Below are 18,358 nucleotides of genomic sequence, written 5' to 3' on the forward strand. Positions count from 1 at the left end.
GTAGTTTAACCTACCATCTCCTCTGGTTTCACTATCCTTTCAAACTCCTCCTCAGTGAGCAGTTGAAGTTTTGCTGCTGCTTCTTTTAGAGTGATGTTATCCTTATAAGCAAGCTTCGCTATTTTTGCTGCATTGTCATACCCTATATGCGTATTTAATATAGTGACCAACATTAACGACTGATTCAGTAAATCCTTTATTCTTTCTTCATTTGCTTTAATACCGATTACACACTTTTCCATAAAATTTAAACTTGCATCAGCTAAAAGTCTTATAGACTGCAAAATATTGTGAATTATCATTGGCTTAAACACATTCAATTCAAAGTGACCATTTGAGCCACCAATTGTCACGGCAACATGATTTCCCATAACCTGAGCACATACCATAGTCACCGCTTCGCATTGAGTTGGATTCACCTTACCTGGCATGATTGAAGAGCCAGGCTCATTTTCTGGTAATATTATTTCTCCAATTCCGCATCTTGGACCAGAACCAAGTAACCTTATATCATTTGCAATTTTCATTAAACTAACTGCTACTGTATTGAGTGCTCCACTGAGCTCAACTAAAGCATCATTTGCTGCTAGTGCTTCAAACTTATTTTTTGCTGAAATAAATGGAAGATTAGTGATTTCTGCCACTTCTTTAGCAAAATTCTCAGCAAAACCCTTTTTAGTATTGATTCCCGTGCCAACCGCGGTGCCACCTTGTGCAAGTTCATATACATTGATCAGAGTTGACTTTACTCTCTCTATTCCCTTTTTAATCTGAACTGCATAGCCAGAAAATTCCTGCCCAAGTGTTAGAGGAGTTGCATCTTGCAGATGAGTACGCCCTACTTTTATTATATCTTTAAATTCATGAACCTTATTATTTAGCACTTTATATAATTCTTCAAGATTGGGAATAAGCAAGCGGTCTATTTGTTCTACTACTGCTATATGCATTGCTGTTGGAAAAGTGTCATTTGATGACTGACCACAGTTTACATGATCATTTGGATGCACTGGAGACTTACTACCTAAATCACCGCCCAAAATTTCTATTGCACGATTGCTGACCACTTCATTCACATTCATATTGGTCTGCGTTCCAGACCCGGTTTGCCAAACAACAAGCGGAAATTGATTATTAAATTTACCGTCTATTACCTCCTGTGCCGCTGTGCAGATTGCATTCCCTACTCTATTATCTATGCTACCCTGTTTCATGTTAACACGTGCTGCTGCAAGTTTTACTATTGCTAGCGCTTTAATCAGGGGCTCTGGCATTTTCTCTGTACCAATTTTGAAATTTTCCAAAGAACGCTGAGTCTGAGCTCCCCAGTAACGTTCACTTGGTACTTTTACTTCTCCTAAGCTATCTGATTCTATCCTAACTTTTTTATCCATATTTCCTCATTCTAGTGTTTGACATTACCTACATATATGAATTAGTTAAATCAAATTGTATTTCAGTGTCAAGTTGAGACATTTTTAGTGAAGACCTTAGAAAATTTTCAAGCCATATCTTTTGCTTCTATTATTTTTTTATTGTTATTAAGGCAATCATGCAACCTTAAGCAATAAACCTACTTTCACTCTCTATAAGGCTATTCTACTTAGAGCTTGAATAGTGAAAACATCTTTAAGCGCAGAAGCTATACCTTTGTTTGCTTTCTCTTTTTTTACTTCTACAATCACATAACCAAACATTGCAGCCAATGCTAGACTAACGGTCGCTGATGCTGCACAAACTACAATCGCTGCTCCCGCAGAACATGATATTGTCATACCTGCAACATAACCTATTGTACCACTCACACCAATGCAGACGTATTTCTTCCGTAGCTCTTTTTGTATATGACCTTTCAGATATTCTTTTACATCTAAATGCCCGTTTCTAGTAGCATAATTCAGAGCAGTGTCCTCATATTCATCTTTCACGTTAACATTTGCTTTTGCTGTTTCTATCAGGTACTTTACTACCTCTAAATAGCCACTTCCAGCAGCCCACATTAGAGCAGTTCTTCCATAGTGATCTGTTGCATTAATATCTTCTTTCTGTTTTTCTATCAGGTATCTTACTGTTTCTAATTGACCACTTTTAGCAGCTGAAAATAATCCTGCATGATTGTTCATCATTTGTGCAAATGATAATGTTTTTAGTTTAGAGGGTTGTAATTCTTGAGTATTAAAGTTTAATTGCGCTGGAACAATTTCTACTTCAAGCTCTACATGTTCTCTTGTGAAACGATCAAGTAGCCTTTTTACTTGATCAATTGTTTGAATTCTTACCTTATAATACCGCGATAAAGAATTGATTATTTCCCTGTTGTTAAGAAAAAATATCACTAATTCTATTTTACCTGTTAAATCTTTAGCATAGATTGAGTATTCTATATTTAATCTATCTTGTGAAATATTTCGTATTCTCTCACTCTCTGTCCAAATTCTTACCTGTTCATTAATTCTCTTACTTACAAGAAAATTATATAATTCACTATCTTCTTCCTTCATTTTTTTGAGCTCATCCTTACAGTCATACCAATAAGATGATAACTCTGGTATACAAGTAGGAAGAGGCAAGCGAGGTATTGACATATCAAGATTAGCTATTAAATGATATCTAGTTAGAAGCTTTGCTATCTCCGTATGGCCATTTACAATAGCATATGTTAGGGAAGAGAATTGACCTTTACGTTTCACATTTAAATCAGCTCCATTTGCTATTAGAAGTTGTACTACCTCAAGATGACCATGGGCAGCAGCATGAATTAGAGCAGTTATGTTTCGCGGAGATTCTGCATTAACATTTGCTCCCTCTTCTATCAAGTATTGTAATATCTCTAGCTGTCCTTTTTTAGCAGCATCAATTAGCTGCGCACTTAGCTGTTTTTGTGATGGCATATACCCCTCCTAAAGTAAATATACAATTTAAAGCTATTTTAGCCACTATTCAAGTTTTAATGGCTAAAATTGATTGAATCACTTTTTAGTGTTTTTTTATGGTTGTTTGAGTCTAGCAAAGATGAGTCTATATCACAATCCAGTAATTCTCCTACTGCACTTAGTAAACCAGCTGTACAACCAGCTATTTTGATCTGGATGAGAGGAGATATAATTTATAACCACTCCCCTATCCTTTCTAGTTGTTTGTAGCTATTAAATCTCAGGAATTTATCAAAATAAGGAGAGGCAATAAAGGGAGTAGTATCTCTTAAATAATGAGATAAGAAATCTGGTAGAATATTCTGAAATTCATGCATTTTTTGTCTATAATTTTTCAAAGCAATAACCTTTATTTTATCATAATCAAGTTTCCAATAAGCAAGCTCCGAGACTTCTTTTTTTGTTGTGTATTCCACTGCTAAAGCTTGTAAAATTAATTGCGGAAAAAATCCTGACATAACTTCTTCATTGGAAGGTGGTGAACCAAGTTTATAGTCTATAATTGTTACTTGCTCATTTGACAAATATTCCACTCTATCGCATCTTGCCGCCAGTGAAATTTCTTCTGTCATTCGAGTAGCTTGACACTGATCATGAAATATTGGATAAGAAAATTCCCTCTCTAATTCGACATGATTGTTTCCAGTCCTATCAAACTCAACAAAAGATTGAATTATCCTCTGCAACCTTACCCACCACATATTTGAAAAGTGGAATCGATTAGACGAGAATATTTCTCGTGCAATACTCATCAGCGACTTTTCGTTGCGTAAATATCTTACAAGAATATTGTGTACCATAGTGCCAAACTCCAATATCGATGGCTTAAAATTTAAGTCTTTCAACTGTCTAAGGTTCAGTATGTATTCAACATAAAATGAATAAGGGTTACGAATCAGTTTTTCTACCGCACTGCAAGACATCACTTGCATTTTTTCTTCTCTGACTTTGGCTTGAGGTTTTGGCATAGGCTGAGTACATGGAACAATGCACTCAGGTGTATTTAATATTCTTAGCCAATTGCGATAAGGATATTTTGGTTCTTGTAACAGAACTTCCAAACGGCGCAATAGAATTGATTTTCTATCACTCACTAGCCTCGTAATATAAACCTTGCCGGTACCAAATAAATTGCGCAAAGTATACAAAAAGTACCCTTGCTCTTCTTGCACAGAAGGAAGGTTAAATTTTTCTCTATTCAGTGCACTCAAAAACGGATTCTGAAAATTTGGTATATCATTAAATCCAGCAAGTATTACAACTTTATTTTGATATAAGCTAAATTTATCAAAGTTATTTTCTGGAGAAAAAAACTGCCTTTTTAAAAACAATATCAGGATTTGACTATATGACTCTAAGGAGCATTTTATTGCTACATCTTCACATGCATTTAAGAAATCACGAGTAAAATTACCTATTTCACCATTTAGCTCTAAAAAATTGATATTAGAAAGGACATTAACACACTGCAAATGAGCTGATGCCACATCAAAAATGGGATAATTTACAAGATACAGTAAAGGATTAAATATAATCTTTAACTTACTGATAATAATTAATATATCTTCTTTATGTCTTAGCTTTTTACAAGTATTAATAGCGTTAATAATATCCTTAAGACCATTTGTATTAAAGCTACGCAATACTTCTATCTCAAACTCAGATAAAATACGAGTGTATTCTTCTTGAGTGTAACCAAAAGTCACTAGACTATGTTTGAGTAGCGAAAGCAGTGCCACACTGTTCCAATTTGAGGTCAAAACTTCAATGCTGTAAAATAGGAGCGTTATATAAGAATAGTTTTCCGATATGGTACACGCCATACGATCTGCAAGTAATTTATCAAAGACAAACAAAGAAACGTTTTCATAACCTTCATTATTTATAATTAGTGACGTCACTTGTGCTTCTTCCTCCCTTGAATCACAAGTGATGACTTCAATATTTTCAATTGATCCGCCACCAACTTCACTTAGATCAGCAGTTGTATCGAAGATATAATCAAGATATTCCTCAGGACTTCCTGTTATCCCAGCCCTTTCTTCTGTCATCCCAGTGCTTGACACTGGGATGACACCAGAACACGCTTCTGACAGAAAACTAACATCCCTTCTATCCACTTTTAAATAATCGAGTAAATCTTTCAGGCAATGTTGATAGTGTTTTTTATCAAGTGATTTCCAATCTTTTTCGTTCATTTTCAAATTCAGGTTAGGTAGAATTATCTTTCCAAATGGCAGGTCATATATAGCCTTAATCAATAACTTGTAAATTTCACCCTTTCCAATTCCAATAAAGATCATATGCTGATCTTTCTGCAGGAAGTTTATCATATTGTTTATGTAGTCATTCTTATACTTTAGTATATCTATTACTCCCAAACCTTTTAAAGTTTTACTCCAAGTTTTGATAAGTAAATTTATGAAATTCGCTACTTTTTTTAAGTGCTCATCAAGTTGATAATCACCCTCTATTTGGGTATATTGAAGCAATGACGGCAAACTGCAAACCAGATCGATTGGAAAATTATCATTGTTTTTTTTATTCCACTCCAATATAAATTGAATGAGTAGCAGTGTTCTTTTTGTTGGGTTGATAACTTTAACTCTATCAAGATTTAATATTAAATCTTCTTCATCAATATTCTCTAGTGAAACTATCTCTGGCAAAATTATAGCGCTGCAACTCTTGAATGCACCCAGCAATGCTATCACATCCCTCTTGCATGGAAGTATGATCTTTATTTGAGGAATTTCGTTTCTTTCATATTCAGAAAATATATGCTGAACTAGAACATCGAAAAAGGATGCATCTACGTTAATGGTAAAAACTTTTCTCATGAAAAATAACAATTAGTATGATGCATTATTGTACAGCAAAATATAAATGTGCTCTCACTTTCTTATGTTATTATATATCAAATTTTTTAATAATATTGCATGACGAACATCAGAATAGAAGTTTTAAATAAATGTAAGCAAGTTAGCCACAGGTGGCTAGTCAACATTTACTCGATTTACATAAGCAAAGAACTACCATTAAAATTATACGAAGAAATTTGTGAATTATTTTATAATAAAGTCATACAAGATTGTTGTTATTATTCTTACAACAAAAATCTCGAAGAAGTTCAATATGATTTCATAGAATCACAAGCAAAGTGGGGCTTGGAAATAAGCTTTCTACCTGGCATGACCGATAATGTTGGCAATACGGCAAAACAGATTGTTAGAGAATATCTAATGAGTAAAGGCCACATTGATGAAAGTGTTTCTATCAAGGCAAGAAGTTCAAAATTACTTCTAAGTCAAGGAGGTTTTTCAACCGAAGATGACATAAAACAAGAATTCAACCCTATCACTGAATATTGCACACTTATCTGTAAGAACTATAGCTGGAAATGTTATGGTAAATCCAATATCACACCTGGTGTCATTACATCGCATGACCAGGAAAAAAAAGAATGGATCCCAGTGTCAAGCACTGGGATGACGCCAGGTAATAATGGAGCAAAATCTGTCAAACTCAATGTGAGTGACCAAGAGCTTGAAAAAATCAGCAGAGATGGAATCGATGGTAATGGCACTTTAGGGCTCTCGCTGGCAGCAATGAAAGCTATAAAGGATTACTTTAAAAAACTCGGTAGAAATCCATATGATATTGAACTTGAGTCTCTGGCACAGACTTGGTCTGAACATTGTAAACACAATATTTTTTGCTCCCCTATTGATGAAATAAAAGACGGTCTATATGCTCATTATATTAAGCGTGCAACGCGTGAGATAAATTCTAACATATGCGTGTCAGTTTTCTCCGACAACGCAGGAGGAATAATTTTTGATGACGATTACTTGATTGTAGATAAAGTTGAAACTCACAATAGTCCTTCAGCTCTCGATCCGTTCGGTGGAGCAATGACTGGAGTGCTTGGAGTTAACCGAGATATAGTCGGTTTTGGCAAAGGTGCAGAACCTATCATGAATACTTATTACTTTTGCTTTGCCAAAGAAGCAAAAGGCAAACTTTATAGAGATAAAGAGCGTACTAATAAAATCTTACCACCAAAATATATAATGAAAGAAGTGATTCACGGTGTTAATGTTGCTGGTAATTGCTCCGGTATTCCAACGCAACTTGGATCAGTATACTTTGACGATAGATTCTGTGGAAAGCCATTAGTTTTTGTTGGAAGCATCGGAATTATTCCACGGAATATAAATAATGCACCTTCACACATAAAAGAACCCAAAAACGGTGATAAAATCGTAATTATTGGTGGAAGAGTTGGAAGGGACGGAATTCACGGTGCAACTTTTTCTTCAGAGGCACTGTCGGGAAACAGTCCTTCAACAATTGTGCAAATTGGTGACCCTATAACACAAAAAAAATTATCCAACGCCGTCGTAGAAGTAAGAGATCTTGGTCTTTATAATGCAATAACGGATAATGGAGCAGGAGGTCTATCATCGTCCATTGGTGAAATGGGAAAAGACGGATTTGAAGTTGATTTGAGCAAGGTTCTCCTTAAAAACGATGGTATGGCTCCGTGGGAAATATGGATATCAGAATCACAAGAGAGAATGACCTTAGCAGTGCCAGAAGAAAATCTTCCTGCGTTTAAGCAAATCATGAAAACACATGATGTGGAGGTCTGTGTAATTGGAGAATTCAACAAAAGTGGCAAAGCCGTTGTTAAATGTCCCCCAGGAGAAGTAATAATGGACATCGAAACTGAATTTCTGCATGACGGTAATCCCAAAGTGCATTTACAGACGAAACCGTGGCCTAAGGAGTCTGCTGTATCCTTTCCTGTCATCCCAGTGCTTGACACTGGGATCCAGCAGGTAAAGCCTGCAAACATTTTACGCCAAAACCCATACGATGGTGGAGCTGAGCGTGAAATGGATTCCAGTCTCAGCTACTTGCATGACACCTTTGAACTAAAAGAAATGCTAAGCAGACCAAACATACGCAGCAAAGAGTTTATAGTGGTGCAATATGACCATGAGGTTCAAGGATCGTCAATACTGAAACCACTGCAAGGCAAGGGGAGAGTGTGCAGCGAAGCTGTTGTCTCGAGGCCAGTCCTTTCTTCAAACAAAGGTGTTGTAAAATCGCAGGGATTTGGCTCAAGTTATGGAGAAATTGACACTTATCACATGGCAGCATGTGCGATTGACACTGCCATACGCAACTACGTAGCTGCAGGAGGAAATATAAATCATCTAGCGTTGCTCGATAATTTTTGCTGGTGTGATGCTTATAATCCAGAAAGATTGTGGCAACTAAAGAGAGCTGCAGAGGCTTGTTACAACTTTGCAACTGCATTTAAAACACCATTCATATCCGGAAAAGACAGTATGTTCAATGACTTCAAGGGATATGATGAAAATGGCGAGAAAGTGATAATCTCTGCACCACCTTCATTACTCATCTCAGCAATTGGAATTATAGAAAATATTGAAAATGCGGTATCGCTTGATGTGAAAATGCCAGGGGACTTGATATATGTGCTTGGTACAACCCACGATGAGCTTGGTAGATCTGAATATCAATTATATAGTGGAATAGATAATAACAACGTGCCAAAAGTTAATGCAAAGAGCGCTAGGAAGTTGTATGAACGTTACAACCAGGCAATAAAAGATGGCATAATTGTCTCTGCAATTGCACCAAACTTAGGAGGCTTAATTATTGCTCTGGCAAAATCGCTAATTGCAGGAGACCTTGGTGCTGAAATTGATCTTTCACTAGTACCAATAGGAAAAACACAAAATACAGACATAATAAACAAGATAATAATGTTTTCTGAATCGCAAAGTAGAATATTAGTAACCATTGCCCCGCAAAATCAGCGGAAGTTTGAAGAATTGTTTAAAGGTATAGTTTTTTCATGTATTGGAAAAGTGACAGAGGAGAAAGCTCTCAATATAAAGGATATTATAAGAATAGATTTGAAAGACTTAGGTACTAGTTTAAATAACTTTTGATTACGCTAGACAAATTTTTCATTATGTGTAATGTCTGATTAAAATAAATGCATGTTATTAAATTTGGGTAGGTGATTATGTCCATTTTATCAATACTCTTGCTTATCAGTCTTTCTTTACTTAACACTTCAAATAAATTAATGATATGTGCTACCTTATTTGTAGGAGCTACTTTAGTTGTAAACTCAATGGTTGAGTTTCATGGTAGAAGCAAAGCTACTTACAGCTTAATAGTGTGTACGGTGATATGCTGTCTTTTTAAATTGCAAAATTTTAGTTTGGTAATATTGGTTTCATATACTGCAATTCTAGTCTCTCTTCTCTCAAGCATAGTTATTTTAAAAAAATTAAAGTCCAAATTGAATTTTCATATGGCAAATTTCATCACTTTAATTATAGCATCAGTCATTGATAGTACGATTGTTTGTGTTGGACTACTATACAAAATTTCTGCAGGTAAATGCTTATCAAGATATATTAAAGATTTAATTTTCAAGTTTTCCTATGCATCGATATTGAGTATCTGCTTGTTTGTAGGAATGTATTTATTCTCCTTGGCAAGCAAGAAGTATTTTAAGGTCTCTGCATAACCCGTCTTCTTATATAGCCAAAATAGTTTAGATTTAACTATAACCGTCATTCCGCTATTTGTTAGCAGCTTGGTAGTATAATGTGAAAAGCTCTTATTCGGATAGCGGTTCTAAAATCAAAGTAATTGGAAACTGTTAACTTAAGTTATCCTTTAAGAGAGCTAGTACAATTTCTTACAGGTTTCATACATGATAAGAGTTTTATTTTTAGCTAAACCAATTGAAATAAGCTATAAAATCTGTTAAAGTCAACTTTGTGCAAGCACCCTTAGCTCAGTTGGATTAGAGCATTTGACTACGGATCAAAAGGTCGGGCGTTCAAGTCGCTCAGGGTGCACCATATTTTATAGGAAATAGAGGTCATGCTTGAAATTGATATGTGTAATACCTATCTTTAAAGGTAAAATACTGAGCTATTATATATGAACAAAAAAGACTATTATGATCTGCTAGAAGTGAGCAGAAATGCTAGTACTGACGAGATAAAAAAAGCATATAAAAAACTAGCATTAAAATATCATCCTGACAGAAATCCTGGTAATAAGGAAGCAGAGGAAAAATTTAAAGAAGTAACAGCTGCATATGAAGTTCTATCTGACTCTGAAAAAAGAGCAGGTTATGATCGTTATGGTCACGATGGTGCTTCCGGTGGATTTGATTTCAGCCAAGCTGGAGGGGATTTTAGCGATATATTTAACGATTTTTTTGGTGGAGGATTCGGCGGCAGTACAAGTAGGTCAAGAACAAAAAGAAGTACAACAGTAGTATCTGGAGCAGATCTGCGCTACGACCTTAAAATTACCTTAGAAGATGCATTTAAAGGAATACAAGCACCTATACATTATGTGACAAATATAAAATGTAATACATGCCAAGGCACAGGTAGCGAAGGAGCAATCAAACCAGTTCAGTGCAACACATGCCAGGGAAGCGGTAGAATTAGAACTAAACAGGGCTTTTTTACCATTGAAAGAACGTGTACTACATGCTATGGGGAAGGAGAAATAATACAAAATAAATGTAAGAAATGCGGTGGAAGTGGGCGTAAAAGAGATGAAGTAAATATCTCCGTTTCAATTCCAAAAGGCATAGAAGAAGGAGCTAAGGTAAGGGTCAGTGGTAAAGGAGAAGCTGGAGCAAGAGGTGGAAAAAGCGGAGATTTATACGTATGTGTGAAAATAGCTACTCATCAGATCTTCACTCGCAATAGAGCAGATTTACACTGTAAAGTGCCTATAAGAATGACACTAGCAGTACTTGGTGGTGAAATCGATATTCAATCAATTGATGGAGCTAAAATAAAAGTAAAGGTCCCTGAAGGCACTCAAACTGGTACCAAACTACGTTGTAGGGAAAAGGGTATGCCATATATGAACTCACATGCTCGTGGTGATTTATACGTACAGGTAATAGTTGAGACTTTAAATCCAAAGAATTTAACCCAAAAGCAGATTGAGCTATTAAAAGCGCTTGAGGAAGAGGAACATGAAAGTGTAGAGCAGAAATCTGAAGGATTCTTTGGAAAAGTAAAAAAAAAATGAGAAATTTGCTAAATGATATAAAGAGGTAGCTGTCTACACTTAATTCTTCTTACCAATTTGAAAGCGTTCTCTTTTAGTGAAAAGATTTTTTTTAAGTTATGCAAAAGTGATAAATTCCTTTATTTAAGGTCGAAGTTTTGCTATCCTCGCATTTTAATAATTTAAAATTAATGAACATAAACAAAAATGAGTTTTTATTTCTTCCTCTTGGAGGAGTAGGAAGGATTGGGATGAACGTTAGCCTATATCATTATCAAGGCAAGTGGATTATGATCGACCTTGGTATCGGTTTTGCAGATGAAACTATGCCAGGTGTTGAGCTACTCATTGCTGATGTAGATTTTATTGCTCAAAGAAAAAAAGATTTGCTTGGAATAATAATTACACATGCACATGAAGATCACTGTGGTGCAGTGCCTCATCTGTGGGAAGATTTGCAATGTCCCATATATACAACAAAGTTTACAGTTAATTTTCTCAAGGAGAAACTAAAGGAGTTTCGATTGGAAGGTGTGGTACCTGTGAAAGAGGTAGACATAAATGGCAGCATAAATTTGGGTCCTTTTACCGTTGAGTTTATAAATGTAACTCACTCAATTCCTGAGGCAAATTCAATATTAATTAGCACTGAAGCAGGTAGTGCACTTCATACTGGGGACTGGAAATTTGATCCAAAACCTGTTGTTGGATTAATTTCTAATATAGAGCGTTTAAAAGAAATTGGCGATAAAGGTGATCTACTTGCAGCAATTTGTGATTCAACAAACATACTGAGCAAACACGACCCTGAATCAGAAAGTGAAATTTATGATAATATTTACAATATAATAAAGCGGTCTAAAAAATTGGTTGCTGTCTCGCTATTTGCCTCGAATGTGGCACGAATTGAAACAATAAGCCAAGCTGCAAAAGCACTAAATAGAAAAGTGGTTTTGCTTGGCAGATCTTTATGGAGAATAGTGAAAGTTGCTCAGGATAGTGGTTATTTAACTAATTCTCCTGAGTTTCTAGAAGCAAAGGAGGCAGTAAATTTTCCAAGGGAAAAGCTGGTGCTACTTTGCACAGGTTGTCAAGGTGAGCCACTGGCAGCTACCGCAAGACTTGCCTCTAAGAGTCATCAAGCATTTAAAATGCAGCAAGGTGATACCATGATCTTTTCATCAAAAATCATTCCTGGCAATGAAACTCGTGCACATAACACGCTCAATGCCTTTATTGGGATGGGAGTGGAAGTTATTACTGAAAAAACAGAGAATGTTCATGCTTCCGGGCATCCAGTAAAAGCAGAGCTAAGGGAAATGTATTCTTTGATAAAACCTAAGATGTCTATTCCGGTTCATGGTGAGTATATTCATACGGATGCACATGTAAAGTTTGCTAAAGAGTGCGGTGTGAAAAAAGCAATAATGATTGCACCAGGTGATATTGTTAATTTGGAAAATGGGGAAAAAGTTAGCTCCATTGATGTCGACTACTTTGGTATTGATGGTATGTTACTCCGTCATCCAGAATGCAGCGTTATAAAAATGCGTGAGAGAATGAGAGATGCCGGAGCTATCGTAGTGACAGCAGTTGTAAACAAGAAAAATAAACTGCTTGCTAAGCCAAAAGTATTTGCACCTGGTGTTTTCGAAGCGCAAAAAGATGCAGCCATTATGCAAAAGATCATAAAGAAGGTTGAGTCAGCATTTGACTCACAGCCGATAAAAAAAATAAGAAATAAAATTGAGAGCTCAATATTTAGTATCTTAAAAGAATATTTACTAAAAAGACCTATAATTGAAGTCCAGATAGAGCAGGTATAGAAATACACCTTTTTTTATTAACCATTATTTGAGTAAGAAGTTAACAATGTATTCTTTGATGTTATTTCAGCATGCAATACTGGAATCCGTAAAAAAAAATCAGTGTCAGATCACACAACTATACAAACATTGTGATTTGAATCTACCAGAAGGGTGCCATCTCAAAGCCCATGCAAACATTGTAGTTTTAGAGCAATCTCCACCAGTAGGGTGTCATCCCAGTGCTCTGAAACTGGAATCCAGTTTTTCATGCAACCTTGTCAAAGACGTTTATTTTAGAATAAAACAGCTACTTTTATGCTTGCCACCTCAGTGCACTTACTTGCAGTCAAATTTCTGGATTCCAGTGTCAAGTACTGCAGAAATTGATTTACTCTACTGTCATGCAGTTTAACTTCAAAAGTAAGCTATTTGCTGAGATGAAAGGAGGTAATGTAAGAAATCTAATGAAGCTATTCGTTCAACTGGTGTTATTTATTTCGTTATTTATTCCTTATTCCACAAAAGCTGTTTTATATGTTGATATAAAAAAAAGCAATATTGGTAATATTGATCTTGTTGTATCTAAATGTGCATGCAAGACAGAAGTGGAAAGTGAGCTAAGTGAAAGCATCACAAAAGTAATTGAAACAAATCTATCTAATTGTGGCTTATTTAATGTGAAACGTGACGCGAAAGTTGAGTCTTGGAAAAGCGATACTGTAGTCACAATAAGTTTAAGTGAAGTATCAAACAGAAATTTAGAGCTATCTTTTCGTTTATTTGACAGCTTTACAAACAGAGAATTGCTTACTCAGTCGGTTGTTTTTCTAGCAAAAGACTGGAGGAAAATTAGTCATCTTGTTTCAGATCTGATACATGATAGATTGATTGGTGAGAAAGGGCATTTCAATACAAAAATTACATATATCGCTGAAGAAAAAGATAGCAATTACAAATCCGTCCGTAAAATTGCTGTGATGAATCAAGATGGAAGTAATATAAAGTACTTAACAAATGGTGAGAAATTTGTGTCAACACCAAGATTTTCACCAAATGGAAAGGGTATTGTTTATATATCATACACAAATGGTAAAAGTTATATAATATTAAAAAATTTAAAAGATAACACTGAATCAATAATCAGCGCATTTGAAGGAGTTATTTCTGCACCAAGATTTTCTCCTGATGGTAAATCTCTTTTTATTTCCCACTCATTGAGTGGTGAAACAAATATATTATCTCTAGACTTAAGCAGTAAACGAACAAAAAAAATTACTAAAGGTTCAGCTATAAGTACTTCTCCCTCTTTGTCTCCAGATCAAAAGTACATGGTTTTTAGTTCTGATATAAGTGGAAGTCAGCAACTATATATCATAGATTTCACTAAAAAAAGCAAAAAACCCAAGAGAATTAGTTTTGGAAATGGAAGATATGCTACACCTGTTTGGTCGCCAAAAGGAGATCTGATAGCTTTTACAAAAATTCAGTCAGGAAAATTTTACATAGGAGTTATGAAGCCAGATGGCAAAGAAGAGCGCTTGCTTTCAGAGGGACATAAAATTGAATCTCCGGCATGGCTACCAAATGGCAGAGAAATTATCTTTACTAACGCAGAATCACCAAGCAACTCTAAATTATATTTAGTAGATTTAGTAAAGAAAAATCAAAAAATGGTTTTTACTCCAACGAATGCTTCTTTACCAGATTGGTCTTATTTTTGAAAGTAGATCTATAAAATCGGTATAAATCTTGCTTTATCTTAATCGTTTATAACCTTCGGTACTACGAAATACCCATGCTCTGATTTTGTATTGGATAATATTTCTTCTTTAATGTTTTGAGAATTTATAATATCATCGCGTACATGAATATCCTTATCTATAGTTCCATAACGCATAGGAGAAACACCTTCAGTATTAACTTTCAACAAAGTATCATGTATCCAATCCAGCATTGTCAGTTCTTTTGAGTAGTATTGAATCTCATCATCGGATAACTTAATCCTCACAAGCTGTGCAGTTTTAAGCATTTCTTCCTTAGTAATTGTTATTTTTCTCTTATTTGCAAATTCTATTAACGAAGTGATAACATCTTCTGTTGATCTAGCTGGCACTTTTACCTCCTTGCATAAAGCAAATTAAAATATTTGCAATTGAAACAACCTCTATCTTATCATTTTTTTCAAATTTGTGAAATACGGTGTCCGTAATTACTAATTTATCCAGAGAAGAGGAAGAGATTTTCTCAACTGCATTTCCTGAAAGTATTCCATGTGTAATGCACGAAACTACAGACTTTGCTCCTCGATTTTTTAAAGCAAGAGCTGCATTACATAATGTTCCGCCAGAGTCAACTATATCATCAACAATGACGCAATTTTTGTTTGCAACTTCTCCGATTACATTCATTACCTCAGATGTACCTGCTTTTTCTCTATATTTATCTACTACAACAATATCATTATCCAACTTGTGTTTTTCCTCTAAAATCTTTGCAAAAGCACGAGCTCTGCCAATTGCTCCAACATCAGGCGCAACTATTGCCAAGTTTTCCTTGTATATAGAGTTAACAAATACTTCAAAACAGCTTAGATTAGTAACTGGTATATCAAAAAAACCTTCAATTTGACTTGAATGCAAATCAATAGCAGCAACACTGTTTGCACCAGCTATTTGAATAAGATTTGCAGTTAATTTAGCACTTAAAGCAGATTGCATATTATTGTTTTTAATAACCCTATCCTGCCTACTGTATCCGTAATAAGGAATAATAGCTGTTATTCTCTTGGCTCCAGATCTCTTTGCTGCATCAATTGTAAGCAGAAGCTCCATAAGGTTATCATTTACAGGGGAAGAAAGAGATTGTACTATATATACTTCTTGATTACGTAGATCATTTGCTACTTCTACATTTACCTCACCATCGGCAAATCTTGACACCTGATTGGGGAATAGCTGAGCATTTAGCCCACTTGCTATTGAATCTCCTAATCGTTTACTAGCGCTACCTATTATTACCTTCATATATACCAATTAAGTTTTGAAAATTATACAGAAACCATGGAACGATTAAAACTTTATTCTTGCCGCCAAGTGGATCATAGAAACGAAAAAGTTACTCGAAACATTTCACCAGCTTTCTTATCATGACGTCCAGTACAATGTTGCAAATTAAAAATCTCTCCACCCTGTGCTGGTTCTTCGATTCTAAACGCCACTTCTACCTGGTCATAACCAATTTGAATTCGTTCTACTAATGCTTTAATGATGCCACGCTTAGTTTGCCAATCTAGCTGTTCCAAATTAGATTTTACACTGGAATAAAGACTCTTTATACTGTTGATGATAAGGTTCATTCCCTTCTCTATTGCTTTTTGATCAGCTACCTTTTTCTTCTCTTCTTCTATCCCTCTTAAGCGTTCCCTCATTCTTTTCATCGTCTGTTTAAATTCTTCCTTACTTATATATCCTTTATCTCCTACATTTTCTTGACTATAATAGTCTTCCATTAACTTTTCGATGCCTTGTTTTATTTGATTTTCCCTTCTTGCAAACTTCTTATCTGATGATTCATCATTTTTATTTTCTGCAATTCTACGGTGATACTCATTTTTTATTATCTCTGGGTTTTTTAGTAAATTTTTCACCTTTTCCCATATAGCTGTTTCTAACATATCTGTACGGACCAATTTATTAGTACACTTCTCCCTACCATCAGTAATACGTATAGTACTACTACAGCGATAATAGCTAAACTTCTTTCCCTCAACTCCACATTGTGCACCACTATACGCATATCCACAGTTTTGACACACAACTAGACCTTGTAATAGATATTTCTTTTTTCCTCCCTCTCTCTGTATCCTTGCTCTTTTTCTATTTTCATCCAGTTGCTTTTGTACTTTATTAAATAACCCTTCATCAACTATTTTTGGTACTGGTATATAAATCCAGCTGTCCTCATCTGTGCGACAGATAGAAACCTTTTGTTTATTTCTTTCTCTTCTTTCAACCCTCTTTAATTTACCAAACGCTGCTTGTCCTTTATATGCTGGATTTCTTAATAACTTCCAAATTATTATTGGACACCACACCTTCTTTCCAGTTCTTGTTCTAATTGACTTATCTCTTAGTCTACGTACCACTTCCCTTATACTTATTCTCTCTTGCCCTACCCACATGAACATCTGCTTTACTATTTTTGCTTCCTCTTCATTTATTTCAAACTTTGTCTTTTCTCTATCTACATGCTTTATACGATTATAACCAAAAGGTGCAATGCCAATTACACTTACACAGCCTTTTTTTGCTCTATGGAGTTTTCCCCTACGACTACGTTCCATAATCTTTGTACACTCATATTCTGCCACTAATCCTTGCATTCCTAATAACAATTTAGACTCTGGATTATTTTCAGTCTTATGATTTAAGAATATTACTTCTACTCCTGCTTTTTCAAATTCATCAAGTAATATCATTTGATGTGCAGATTTTCTTGATAGTCGGTCAGGTGAATGAATATAAATTTTATCAATTTGATCTTCTCCTACTTTATCACGTAATGCATCTAAACCTTCACGTTCTAAACTCCACCCACTAAGCCCATCATCCTTAAATTCATACTCATTCAATAACTCATGCTTATCTGCAGCAATTCTATGCTTGAGCTCGGCAATTTGACTCTCTATTGTATTGTTCTGCGCTTGACTCTTCGATGAAACTCTTGCATATAAGGCCACTGTTATCATTTTTCTTTATCTCCTTTTCATTGTTTTTTTTTACCGCATACCTTAATAACAGCTCATAGGCGTCTGCTAGATGTTGTTCCGCTAATTCATCTGGCTCGTATCGGCAAGTTAATGTTCTTTTTCTCATAGTTTCTCCTGCAAATGTTTTTGTAGTGCAAGGAGCCTTACCACTCCTTTTTTCCATCAATCCATTTACTCTTATGAAAAAGACCAGCTTTTATCAGCTACAGCCTTCAAATTTGGTCTAGCCCTTCCTTTGCCAACTGCTGTTGCGCTTTCTGATACGACTCTTATTTTTTTAACAAACTTTCCATTTTCTCTGTTTCTTTCTTCAATACTTCAGTTACTTCTTTACTATTTTTCGCATAATCTATTGCTGTCATCCCACATTCATCCTCTTGCTCTATTTCTCCTCCAGCTTTCACTAGCTCCTCGACTATTTCTTTTTCACCTACCATACACGCAAGGTGTAGAGGTATGCATTTATTTCCATATTCCTCAGCATTTACTTCTGCTCCTGATTTTATCAATTCTCTCACGATTTCTAGACGTTTCTCCGTTACCGCTAGGTGCAGTGCTGTATATCCTCCTACATCTGCTGCATTTACATTCACTCCTTTTTCAACTAATAACCTCACTGTTTTTGCGTTTATTGCATAATGCAGAGCTGTTCTTCCATTCTCGTCTCTTGCATAAATATTTTTATATGAGTTCTCTAATAATTCTTTTGCTGATTTATTAAATTTGCCAAGCTTTAACATAATCCACCT

At 35.3% G+C, this 18,358-nt stretch carries 13 protein-coding genes and 1 tRNA gene; 6 read left to right on the forward strand and 8 right to left on the reverse strand.

All coding sequences use genetic code 11. The features are described from left to right. Window positions 1–5 precede the first annotated feature (5 nt). From fumC to BWZ41_RS05235, 3 genes are all read right to left on the reverse strand, one after another. On the reverse strand, window positions 6–1,394 hold the full coding sequence (gene fumC, locus BWZ41_RS05225; protein WP_063631223.1) for a class II fumarate hydratase: 1,389 nt from the start codon (window positions 1,392–1,394) through the stop codon (window positions 6–8). A gap of 192 nt (window positions 1,395–1,586) precedes the next feature. Then, the gene (locus tag BWZ41_RS05230; RefSeq protein ID WP_143689628.1) at window positions 1,587–2,891 is read right to left on the reverse strand and encodes an ankyrin repeat domain-containing protein; all 1,305 of its coding nucleotides are present in this window, start codon (window positions 2,889–2,891) and stop codon (window positions 1,587–1,589) included. A 215-nt stretch (window positions 2,892–3,106) separates the two neighbouring features. Beyond that, the gene (locus BWZ41_RS05235; RefSeq protein ID WP_143689629.1) at window positions 3,107–5,773 is read right to left on the reverse strand and encodes a PD-(D/E)XK nuclease family protein; all 2,667 of its coding nucleotides are present in this window, start codon (window positions 5,771–5,773) and stop codon (window positions 3,107–3,109) included. 99 nt (window positions 5,774–5,872) lie between these two features. Between BWZ41_RS05235 and BWZ41_RS05240 the strand changes: the two genes are divergently transcribed. From BWZ41_RS05240 to BWZ41_RS05270, 6 genes are all read left to right on the forward strand, one after another. Further along, window positions 5,873–8,923 (forward strand): phosphoribosylformylglycinamidine synthase subunit PurL, encoded by a 3,051-nt coding sequence (locus BWZ41_RS05240; protein WP_143689630.1) that lies wholly within the window; start codon window positions 5,873–5,875, stop codon window positions 8,921–8,923. A 77-nt stretch (window positions 8,924–9,000) separates the two neighbouring features. After that, window positions 9,001–9,513: a hypothetical protein gene (locus BWZ41_RS07690; protein WP_015588585.1), complete on the forward strand. Its 513-nt coding sequence runs from the start codon at window positions 9,001–9,003 to the stop codon at window positions 9,511–9,513. 262 nt (window positions 9,514–9,775) lie between these two features. Further along, window positions 9,776–9,853, forward strand: a tRNA-Arg gene (locus tag BWZ41_RS05250). A gap of 82 nt (window positions 9,854–9,935) precedes the next feature. Further along, the gene (gene dnaJ / locus BWZ41_RS05255; RefSeq protein WP_143689631.1) at window positions 9,936–11,054 is read left to right on the forward strand and encodes a molecular chaperone DnaJ; all 1,119 of its coding nucleotides are present in this window, start codon (window positions 9,936–9,938) and stop codon (window positions 11,052–11,054) included. Between the two features lie 170 nt (window positions 11,055–11,224). Then, the gene (locus tag BWZ41_RS05260) at window positions 11,225–12,859 is read left to right on the forward strand and encodes a ribonuclease J (protein ID WP_143689632.1); all 1,635 of its coding nucleotides are present in this window, start codon (window positions 11,225–11,227) and stop codon (window positions 12,857–12,859) included. Between the two features lie 446 nt (window positions 12,860–13,305). Then, window positions 13,306–14,562, forward strand: coding sequence for a Tol-Pal system protein TolB (locus BWZ41_RS05270; protein WP_143689725.1), 1,257 nt, complete (start codon window positions 13,306–13,308; stop codon window positions 14,560–14,562). 38 nt (window positions 14,563–14,600) lie between these two features. Here the strand turns inward: BWZ41_RS05270 and gatC are convergent, their stop codons facing one another. The 5 genes from gatC to BWZ41_RS05295 all read right to left on the reverse strand — a co-directional run bounded on the left by gatC (window position 14,601) and on the right by BWZ41_RS05295 (window position 18,349). Further along, window positions 14,601–14,954 carry an Asp-tRNA(Asn)/Glu-tRNA(Gln) amidotransferase subunit GatC gene (gatC, locus tag BWZ41_RS05275; protein ID WP_007302647.1) on the reverse strand — a complete coding sequence of 118 codons (354 nt, stop codon included), beginning with the start codon at window positions 14,952–14,954 and terminating at the stop codon, window positions 14,601–14,603. Next, window positions 14,944–15,864, reverse strand: a complete 921-nt coding sequence (locus tag BWZ41_RS05280; protein WP_019236386.1) for a ribose-phosphate diphosphokinase — start codon at window positions 15,862–15,864, stop codon at window positions 14,944–14,946. Before BWZ41_RS05280 ends, gatC begins: the two co-directional genes overlap by 11 nt. A 74-nt stretch (window positions 15,865–15,938) precedes the next feature. Next, window positions 15,939–17,588: a recombinase family protein gene (locus BWZ41_RS05285; protein WP_143689633.1), complete on the reverse strand. Its 1,650-nt coding sequence runs from the start codon at window positions 17,586–17,588 to the stop codon at window positions 15,939–15,941. Next, the gene (locus BWZ41_RS05290) at window positions 17,497–17,772 is read right to left on the reverse strand and encodes a hypothetical protein (protein WP_077188549.1); all 276 of its coding nucleotides are present in this window, start codon (window positions 17,770–17,772) and stop codon (window positions 17,497–17,499) included. The genes BWZ41_RS05285 and BWZ41_RS05290 overlap by 92 nt, the downstream gene beginning before the upstream one ends. A gap of 106 nt (window positions 17,773–17,878) precedes the next feature. Beyond that, on the reverse strand, window positions 17,879–18,349 hold the full coding sequence (locus BWZ41_RS05295) for an ankyrin repeat domain-containing protein (protein WP_077188548.1): 471 nt from the start codon (window positions 18,347–18,349) through the stop codon (window positions 17,879–17,881). Between the last annotated feature and the right edge of the window lie 9 nt (window positions 18,350–18,358).

The sequence above is a fragment of the Wolbachia endosymbiont of Nilaparvata lugens genome, assembly GCF_007115045.1.
Classification (GTDB): domain Bacteria; phylum Pseudomonadota; class Alphaproteobacteria; order Rickettsiales; family Anaplasmataceae; genus Wolbachia.

Excerpts from the sequence above, each read along its gene's own strand:
- fumC (WP_063631223.1), bottom strand. The coding sequence starts at position 1,394 with ATGGATAAAAAAGTTAGGATAGAATCAGATAGCTTAGGAGAAGTAAAA.
- BWZ41_RS05230 (WP_143689628.1), bottom strand. The coding sequence starts at position 2,891 with ATGCCATCACAAAAACAGCTAAGTGCGCAGCTAATTGATGCTGCTAAA.
- BWZ41_RS05235 (WP_143689629.1), bottom strand. The coding sequence starts at position 5,773 with ATGAGAAAAGTTTTTACCATTAACGTAGATGCATCCTTTTTCGATGTT.
- BWZ41_RS05240 (WP_143689630.1), top strand. The coding sequence starts at position 5,873 with ATGACGAACATCAGAATAGAAGTTTTAAATAAATGTAAGCAAGTTAGC.
- BWZ41_RS07690 (WP_015588585.1), top strand. The coding sequence starts at position 9,001 with ATGTCCATTTTATCAATACTCTTGCTTATCAGTCTTTCTTTACTTAAC.
- dnaJ (WP_143689631.1), top strand. The coding sequence starts at position 9,936 with ATGAACAAAAAAGACTATTATGATCTGCTAGAAGTGAGCAGAAATGCT.
- BWZ41_RS05260 (WP_143689632.1), top strand. The coding sequence starts at position 11,225 with ATGAACATAAACAAAAATGAGTTTTTATTTCTTCCTCTTGGAGGAGTA.
- BWZ41_RS05270 (WP_143689725.1), top strand. The coding sequence starts at position 13,306 with ATGAAGCTATTCGTTCAACTGGTGTTATTTATTTCGTTATTTATTCCT.
- BWZ41_RS05280 (WP_019236386.1), bottom strand. The coding sequence starts at position 15,864 with ATGAAGGTAATAATAGGTAGCGCTAGTAAACGATTAGGAGATTCAATA.
- BWZ41_RS05285 (WP_143689633.1), bottom strand. The coding sequence starts at position 17,588 with ATGATAACAGTGGCCTTATATGCAAGAGTTTCATCGAAGAGTCAAGCG.
- BWZ41_RS05290 (WP_077188549.1), bottom strand. The coding sequence starts at position 17,772 with ATGGAAAAAAGGAGTGGTAAGGCTCCTTGCACTACAAAAACATTTGCA.
- BWZ41_RS05295 (WP_077188548.1), bottom strand. The coding sequence starts at position 18,349 with ATGTTAAAGCTTGGCAAATTTAATAAATCAGCAAAAGAATTATTAGAG.